Source organism: Bacteroides xylanisolvens XB1A (assembly GCF_000210075.1).
Classification (GTDB): Bacteria; Bacteroidota; Bacteroidia; order Bacteroidales; family Bacteroidaceae; genus Bacteroides; species Bacteroides xylanisolvens.
The window spans coordinates 5,037,398-5,044,187 of record NC_021017.1 but is presented as its reverse complement, the minus strand read 5'-3'; the positions used below and the strand labels follow the sequence as shown (position 1 = coordinate 5,044,187).

9 protein-coding genes and 1 pseudogene are annotated in these 6,790 nt (G+C 52.2%); 8 read left to right on the top strand and 2 right to left on the bottom strand.

The genetic code is table 11. The features are described 5' to 3' along the window. Together BXY_RS19700 and mobA are read right to left on the bottom strand one after the other, a co-directional pair. A pseudogene (locus BXY_RS19700) lies at positions 1-230 on the bottom strand (conjugal transfer protein MobB); the annotation flags it as partial. Further along, positions 203-625, bottom strand: coding sequence for a conjugal transfer protein MobA (gene mobA / locus BXY_RS19695; protein ID WP_007754154.1), 423 nt, complete (start codon positions 623-625; stop codon positions 203-205). The gene mobA and the pseudogene BXY_RS19700, both read right to left, overlap by 28 nt. Positions 626-1,146: 521 nt before the next feature. On the opposite strand from mobA, the gene BXY_RS19690 reads away from it, so the two are divergent. From BXY_RS19690 to BXY_RS19655, 8 genes are all read left to right on the top strand, one after another. Continuing rightward, a complete protein-coding gene (locus BXY_RS19690; protein WP_015532762.1) occupies positions 1,147-1,929 on the top strand; it encodes a ParA family protein in 783 nt (260 codons plus the stop codon). Between the two features lies 1 nt (position 1,930). Next, positions 1,931-2,359, top strand: coding sequence for a DUF3408 domain-containing protein (locus tag BXY_RS19685; protein ID WP_015532761.1), 429 nt, complete (start codon positions 1,931-1,933; stop codon positions 2,357-2,359). Positions 2,360-2,361: 2 nt separating this feature from the next. Further along, on the top strand, positions 2,362-3,024 hold the full coding sequence (locus BXY_RS19680) for a hypothetical protein (protein ID WP_015532760.1): 663 nt from the start codon (positions 2,362-2,364) through the stop codon (positions 3,022-3,024). Positions 3,025-3,188: 164 nt separating this feature from the next. Further along, on the top strand, positions 3,189-3,485 hold the full coding sequence (locus BXY_RS19675; protein WP_004309970.1) for a DUF4134 domain-containing protein: 297 nt from the start codon (positions 3,189-3,191) through the stop codon (positions 3,483-3,485). A 10-nt stretch (positions 3,486-3,495) separates the two neighbouring features. Beyond that, entirely contained in the window at positions 3,496-3,831 is a 336-nt protein-coding gene (locus BXY_RS19670; protein ID WP_010803765.1) for a DUF4133 domain-containing protein, read from the top strand. Then, a complete protein-coding gene (locus BXY_RS19665) occupies positions 3,828-6,341 on the top strand; it encodes a TraG family conjugative transposon ATPase (protein WP_208946866.1) in 2,514 nt (837 codons plus the stop codon). The genes BXY_RS19670 and BXY_RS19665 overlap by 4 nt, the downstream gene beginning before the upstream one ends. Before the next feature lie 11 nt (positions 6,342-6,352). Then, positions 6,353-6,703 carry a DUF3876 domain-containing protein gene (locus BXY_RS19660; protein ID WP_005924203.1) on the top strand — a complete coding sequence of 117 codons (351 nt, stop codon included), beginning with the start codon at positions 6,353-6,355 and terminating at the stop codon, positions 6,701-6,703. Beyond that, positions 6,703-6,790: DUF4141 domain-containing protein (locus tag BXY_RS19655; protein ID WP_208946926.1), on the top strand; the 88-nt coding region annotated here is incomplete at its 3' end. The genes BXY_RS19660 and BXY_RS19655, both read left to right, overlap by 1 nt.

Below are 6,790 nucleotides of genomic sequence, written 5' to 3'. Positions count from 1 at the left end.
GGGTTTATGGAAATATGAAGTATCGGCTTCTTGGTGGATAGCTGGACGGGCATCTGCATTTCAAAGCTGCGCATACACTCGCCGATAGAGAAATTCCCGTCCTCGCTCAACAGCATCCGGTTGGAGAAAAGCACCTTTGCTTCCCCGCTGTCCACCTTGTTTTGGTTGTACGCCAGTGCGCCGAACATATTGCCGCCCGTGCTTATTTTGGCAACCATAGTTCCTTGCACTCGTTTGTCAGGTCGATAACCTGACGGTTCAACATCGCCAGTTCGGTGGTCGCTTTCTCCAGTTTATAGAGAAAAGCCAGTGTCTTTTTCTCCGAAAAGTTGTTGTGCAACGCCTTTACAACTTGGTTGTAATTGACCGCCACGGCTCTGAATTGTGCATAAAATTCGGTCAGCCGGGCACAATATTCTACTGCCGACTTGTCCACTTTCACCACCCGGAACGGCTCGCCGAACAGCCGGGCGGCGATGAAACGGGACTTGCTCGTGACGCCCGACTGCTCCCATTGCGAGAGGAAGCGGGCGTTCTCCCGGTCGTTCAGGTAAAGGACATGGCGATGCTTCGCCGGGTCTGCGAGGGCGGGGCGACCGCCCTTGTTAGGTTTTCTTGTTTCCATGCTTCTTTGGATTAAAAAAATTACGACTTCGGAGTGATTTTTACCCCCGCAAGGGGCAAGGCGTTTTCAGGCACGGAAAACGGTTTTGTAGCATACAAAACACACCTTGCTATTTTCTGACGAAAATCAAAATCCGTCACGGACGGATTGGGGTTAGCGTGGAACGGTAAGCCCTGCGTTCACCAGCCCGGTTTTACACCTGCGCTCCCTGCGGTTCGTTACTCCGCTGCAAAGTAACGGTGATTTATAATGCTGTAAAATAGGTAGTTGGTGGACAAAACGGGACAGCGCAGGACAAATCGGGACAAGGTTTTCAGGGGACGTTTTTTCTCCCTTTTTTTGCATCGGATTTCCTGATTGAAAGCATGATTTCAAGAAAACGTGATTGCAGGATTTCAATATTTCAAGAAAGAATGAAAGCAGGAAAGCAAGATTGAAATAAAACAGTCTTTCAATATTTCAAGATTGCAACATGGAAAGAATGAATGATTGAAAGCAATAAATAAATCTATCAACCAATAATGAACGAAAGCAATATGGAAAACGAGAAAACACCCCTTTATGTCGCCTTTTCCACCCAAAAGGGCGGGGTCGGCAAAACCACCTTTACCGTGCTGGCGGCGAGTTACCTCTATTACCTCAAAGGCTACGATGTGGCGGTGGTCGATTGCGACTACCCGCAACACTCCATTGCCGGGATGCGAAAGCGGGATGCCGAGCAGGTCGGGGCGGATGAAGATTACAAGCGAATGGCGTATGAACAGTTCACCCGGCTGGGGAAGAAAGCCTACCCGGTGCTGTGCAGTTCACCTGAAAAGGCGATTACAACGGTTGATGAATATGTAGCCGCCGGGCACGTGCCGGATATTGTGTTTTTCGACCTGCCGGGCACGGTGAACAGCGAGGGCGTGATAAACTCCCTCGCGGGCATGGACTACATCTTCACCCCCATTTCAGCCGACAAGGTGGTGCTGGAAAGCAGCCTGTCGTTCGCAATGGCTATCCAAAAGCTATTGGTGAAGAATGAAGCCTGCCGACTTGCCGGGCTGTACCTTTTTTGGAACATGGTGGACGGGCGGGAGAAAACAGACCTTTACACCGCCTACGACAAGACGATTAAGGAACTGGAACTGCCGCTGATGAAAACCTTTATCCCCGATACCAAACGCTACAAAAAGGAACTGGTGGCGGATAGAAAGGCGGTGTTCCGCTCCACGCTCTTTCCCGCCAGCCGCCCGCTGGTAAGGGGAAGCAACTTGGAAGAACTGATAACCGAAATAGTGTACTACATCAAATTAAAATGATATGGCAAAGCAAAGCGGCGGAATGCCGAAGATAGACGAGGATTTCATGAAAGAACTTATCTCACAGGGCGTACCCGCCAAGCGGGAGAGCCAGCCGGATGATGCACCGCAGCCCGGCGGCGAAACGGAAACCGCCCACGAGGGACGGCAGACTGAATTGGTGCGGGTGGAGAAAACGACAAACCGCAAGCGCAAGGGCGGTTCGGGTGACTACAGGGAAACCTACTTTCAGAAAGTGGAACTGGCAGACCGACAGCCCTTGTACGTGAGCCGTACCACGCACGAGAAGCTGATGCGTATCGTGACGGTGATAGGCGGGCGAAAGGTGACGATAAGCAGCTACGTGGAAAACATTCTGCTGCGCCACTTCGAGCAGTACCAAGACGAGATAAACACCCTGTACGAAAGCCACTTCCAAAAGCCTGTCTGACTATGGTTATCTATTGCATACTTACCGGGCTTTTGGTGTACTATATCGCCCTGTGGCTGTGGTATCGCTACACGGACAGCCGGACATCACCGGGCAGAACGGATGATGCGCCGCTTCCACGAAACGGGGTTTCAGGCTACACGCTGATAGGTGAAAGCCGATACAAGGGTGGACTAATCGGGACAGCGCAGGACAAATCGGGACACCTCCCGCAAGCGGCTGAAAATGATACTATTTTTGCGCCGCAGGCTGACCGACAGCCGGAAGAAAACATTTCGGAAGCAGCAGCCGAAGCGGAAGAAACGCCCGGTTACGAGAATGACGAACCCGACTACGAGGACGAGGAAATAGCCGGGTACATGGACGGTGACGATGATACCGGGCGGGCTACGGGCGTGAGCTTTGACGAACTGGGCGAAGCGGTACGCACGGCGAACGCCGACAACCCCACCGAAGCGGAGAAACGGCAAGCCGCCGGGACGCTGGCAGGCATTGAGGGGACGAACCTCTACGATGCGGTGGTGGAGAACATCAACGGCGGGCTGGCAAAGGTGGCGGAACTGCTGGGACGCAACGAAGCGGAACTGGCTACGGCTGCTGTCCCTGCCGAAGCTGGCGATACAAGCAAGGAACACGAAGCGTTCGACATGAACGATTTCCTGTAATATAATAATGTGTAACAATATGAAGCAACGTGATTACGGTTGATTGGCAACCTGAAAACCAAACAGACAAACGGGACTATCCCCGACCACTAAAATTTCAAATTATTCACCAGCCGGGAAAGGCGGACTTCCCACCTGCCGCCCGGCATTAAAAACAAATCACAATGAGAAAGAAAATCTTTTTGTCGGCGGCTATCCTTGCCGCTGCGGTAAGTGCCTACGCACAGGGCAACGGGCAGGCGGGCATCACCGAAGCCACGAACCTAATCACAGGGTATTTCGACCCCGGAACAAAACTGGTGTACGCAATCGGGGCGGTCTGCGGCTTGATTGGCGGGGTAAAAGTATATAACAAGTTTTCAAGCGGTGACCCCGACACCTCAAAGACCGCCGCCAGTTGGTTCGGGGCGTGCATCTTCCTGATTGTCGCCGCCACTATCCTGCGGTCGTTCTTCCTCTAAACCAGCGGCTATGTCTGAATATCCGGTAAACAGGGGTATCGGGAAGCCGGTGGAGTTCAAGGGGCTGAAAAGCCAGTACCTCTTTATCTTTTGTGGCGGCTTGCTCGCCGTCTTCGTGGTGTTCATCGTCCTGTTCATGGCAGGCGTGAACCAGTGGCTATGTATCGGTTTCATCGTGTCGGCTTCGCTGCTGCTCGTGTGGCAGACGTTCCGGCTCAACGCACGGTACGGCACGCACGGGCTGATGAAAGCAGCCGCACGCAAAAGACACCCACGCTTCATTATCAGCCGAAAAGCGATACCCCGGCTGTTCAACTACAAAAGAAGAAAGGAAGAAAGAACATGAGGAATACATTAAAGGCTACCACGCTGGAAAGGAAATTTCCACTTTTGGCGGTGGAGAACGGCTGCATCATTTCAAAGGATGCAGACATAACGGTGGCTTTCAGGGTGGAACTGCCCGAACTGTTCACCGTCACCAGTGCCGAGTACGAAGCCATACATTCGGCGTGGTACAAGGCGGTCAAGGTGCTGCCCGACTACTCCATAGTACACAAGCAGGACTTCTTCATCAAGGAGAACTACCAGCCCGACACCGAAAGGGACGAGCTTAGTTTTTTAAGCCGCTCCTTTGAACGGCACTTCAATGAACGCCCGTTCCTGAACCATTACTGCTACCTGTTCCTGACGAAAACGACAAGGGAGAGAAGCCGCCGACAGAGCGACTTCTCCACCCTTTGCCGGGGAAGGATTGTACCGCAGGAGATAGCCGACAAGGAAGCGGCGGCAAAGTTCATCGAAGCGGTCGGGCAGTTTGACAGGATTATGAACGACAGCGGGTTTGTCACCCTTACCCGGCTGGCGGCATCGGAAATCACCGGGCAGGACGGAAAGGCGGGCATCATCGAGAAATACTTCTCGCTCTCGCAAACCGACACTACTTGCCTGAAAGACATCGGGCTGTACCCGGAAGAAATGCGGGTCGGGGACGATATACTGTGCCTGCACACGCTTTCAGACGTGGAAGATTTGCCCGGAAAGGTCGGGACGGACTGCCGATTTGAGAAGCTGTCCACAGACAGAAGCGATTGCAGATTAAGTTTTGCCGCCCCGGTGGGCGTGCTGTTGTCGTGTAACCACATCTATAACCAGTTCATCTTCATAGACGACCACGCCGAAAACCTGAAGAACTTCGAGCAGACCGCCCGGAATATGCAATCGCTCTCCCGCTACTCCCGTGCCAACCAAGTGAACAAGGAGTGGATAGACGAGTACCTGAACGAAGCGCACAGCAAGGGGCTTATTTCGGTACGCTGCCACTGCAACGTCATGGCATGGAGTGACGATAGGGACGAACTCAAACGCATACGCAACGATGTGGGAAGCCAGCTTGCGCTAATGGAGTGCAAGCCACGCCACAACACCACCGACACGCCCACGCTCTTTTGGGCGGGCATACCCGGCAACGAGGCGGACTTCCCCGCAGAGGAAAGTTTCTACACGTTCTTGGGGCAGGCTCTCTGCCTGTTCGTGGAAGAAACGAACTACAAGAGTTCGCTTTCGCCGTTCGGCATCAAAATGGTGGACAGGGTAAGCGGTCGCCCGCTGCACATCGACATATCGGATTTGCCCATGAAGAAAGGCATCACGACCAACAGAAACAAGTTCATACTTGGGCCGAGCGGGTCGGGTAAGTCCTTCTTTACCAACCACATGGTGCGCCAGTATTACGAACAGGGTGCGCACGTGCTGCTGGTCGATACGGGTAACAGTTACTTGGGGCTGTCCCAGCTTATCCACAACCGCACGCACGGCGAGGACGGGATTTATTTCACCTACACCAACGAGAACCCGATAGCGTTCAACCCGTTCTATGTCGAAGACGGGGTATTTGACATCGAGAAGAAAGAGAGTATCAAGACCCTGATACTCACCCTGTGGAAGCGGGACGATGAAGCCCCCAAACGGTCGGAAGAAGTGGCGTTGTCCAATGCGGTAAGTGCCTATATCGACCTGATAGGCAAAGACAGTTCGGTAACGCCCTGCTTCAACACGTTCTACGAGTTTGTCCGGGATGATTACCGCCGACAGCTTGAACAGAAGAACGTCAGGGAAAAGGATTTTGACATTGACAATTTCCTGAACGTGCTTGAACCGTACTATCGTGGCGGTGAGTACGACTACCTGCTGAACTCCAACAAGGAACTGGATTTGCTGCATAAACGCTTCATTGTCTTTGAGTTGGATAACATCAAAGACCACAAGATTTTATTCCCGGTAACGACTATCATCATCATGGAAGCCTTTATAAACAAGATGCGCAAGTTAAAGGGGATAAGGAAGTTAATACTAATCGAGGAAGCGTGGAAAGCGATTGCATCGGCGAACATGGCGGACTACATAAAATATTTGTACAAAACCGTCCGAAAGTATTTCGGGGAAGCGATTGTAGTCACGCAAGAGGTAGAGGATATTATTTCTTCCCCTATCGTGAAAGAAAGTATCATCAATAACTCGGACTGCAAAATATTGTTAGACCAGCGAAAATATCTCAACAAGTTCGACAGCATACAGAACCTCTTGGGACTGACCGACAAGGAGCGTTCGCAGATATTGTCTATCAACATGGCGAACCACCCCGGACGGAAGTACAAGGAAGTGTTCTTCTCGCTGGGCGGCACACAATCGGCGGTATATGCCACGGAAGTTTCATTGGAAGAATATTACACGTACACGACCGAGGAAAGCGAGAAAATGGAACTGTTCGCCCTCGCCGACAAGCTGGGCGGCAACCTTGAACTGGCTATCAAGCGGCTTGCAGAAAGCAAAAGAAATCCCCAATCATCAACAACTTAAAAATTAGGAATATGAAATGGATTGACAATCTGATATACACGCTATTGTCCGCCTGCCTGCTGGCGGGCTGCGAGGACAGCGGAAGCAAGGAGCTGGAAAGGATGCAGGGCTATTGGGTACACGTCAAGGGACACCCGGCTTTCACACTCTCGGAAACGGGCGGCAGATACACCGTCACCCGGAAAGCGAATGTCAGGGGCAGAATACTGGAAACGGCTTACCCGGTAACAGAACGGAACGGCTGCCTGTTCATCGAAACGGGCTTCCGCATACAGTTCACCTATGACAAAAAGACCGACCGGATAACGCTCATGCCCGGCGGCGAATACAAACGAGTTACAAACCCTGAAAACAAAAGATAATGAAAAGAACAATTCTCCTTATGGCGGTATGCCTTTGCTTCATCGGCAAGGCATCCGCACAGTGGGTGGTGTCAGACCCCGGCAACT

What these genes read in the sequence shown, in the direction of transcription:
- BXY_RS19660 (WP_005924203.1), top strand. Translation starts at nt 6,353, where the DNA reads ATGAAATGGATTGACAATCTGATATACACGCTATTGTCCGCCTGCCTG.
- BXY_RS19665 (WP_208946866.1), top strand. Translation starts at nt 3,828, where the DNA reads ATGAGGAATACATTAAAGGCTACCACGCTGGAAAGGAAATTTCCACTT.
- BXY_RS19690 (WP_015532762.1), top strand. Translation starts at nt 1,147, where the DNA reads ATGAACGAAAGCAATATGGAAAACGAGAAAACACCCCTTTATGTCGCC.
- mobA (WP_007754154.1), bottom strand. Translation starts at nt 625, where the DNA reads ATGGAAACAAGAAAACCTAACAAGGGCGGTCGCCCCGCCCTCGCAGAC.
- BXY_RS19680 (WP_015532760.1), top strand. Translation starts at nt 2,362, where the DNA reads ATGGTTATCTATTGCATACTTACCGGGCTTTTGGTGTACTATATCGCC.
- BXY_RS19675 (WP_004309970.1), top strand. Translation starts at nt 3,189, where the DNA reads ATGAGAAAGAAAATCTTTTTGTCGGCGGCTATCCTTGCCGCTGCGGTA.
- BXY_RS19685 (WP_015532761.1), top strand. Translation starts at nt 1,931, where the DNA reads ATGGCAAAGCAAAGCGGCGGAATGCCGAAGATAGACGAGGATTTCATG.
- BXY_RS19670 (WP_010803765.1), top strand. Translation starts at nt 3,496, where the DNA reads ATGTCTGAATATCCGGTAAACAGGGGTATCGGGAAGCCGGTGGAGTTC.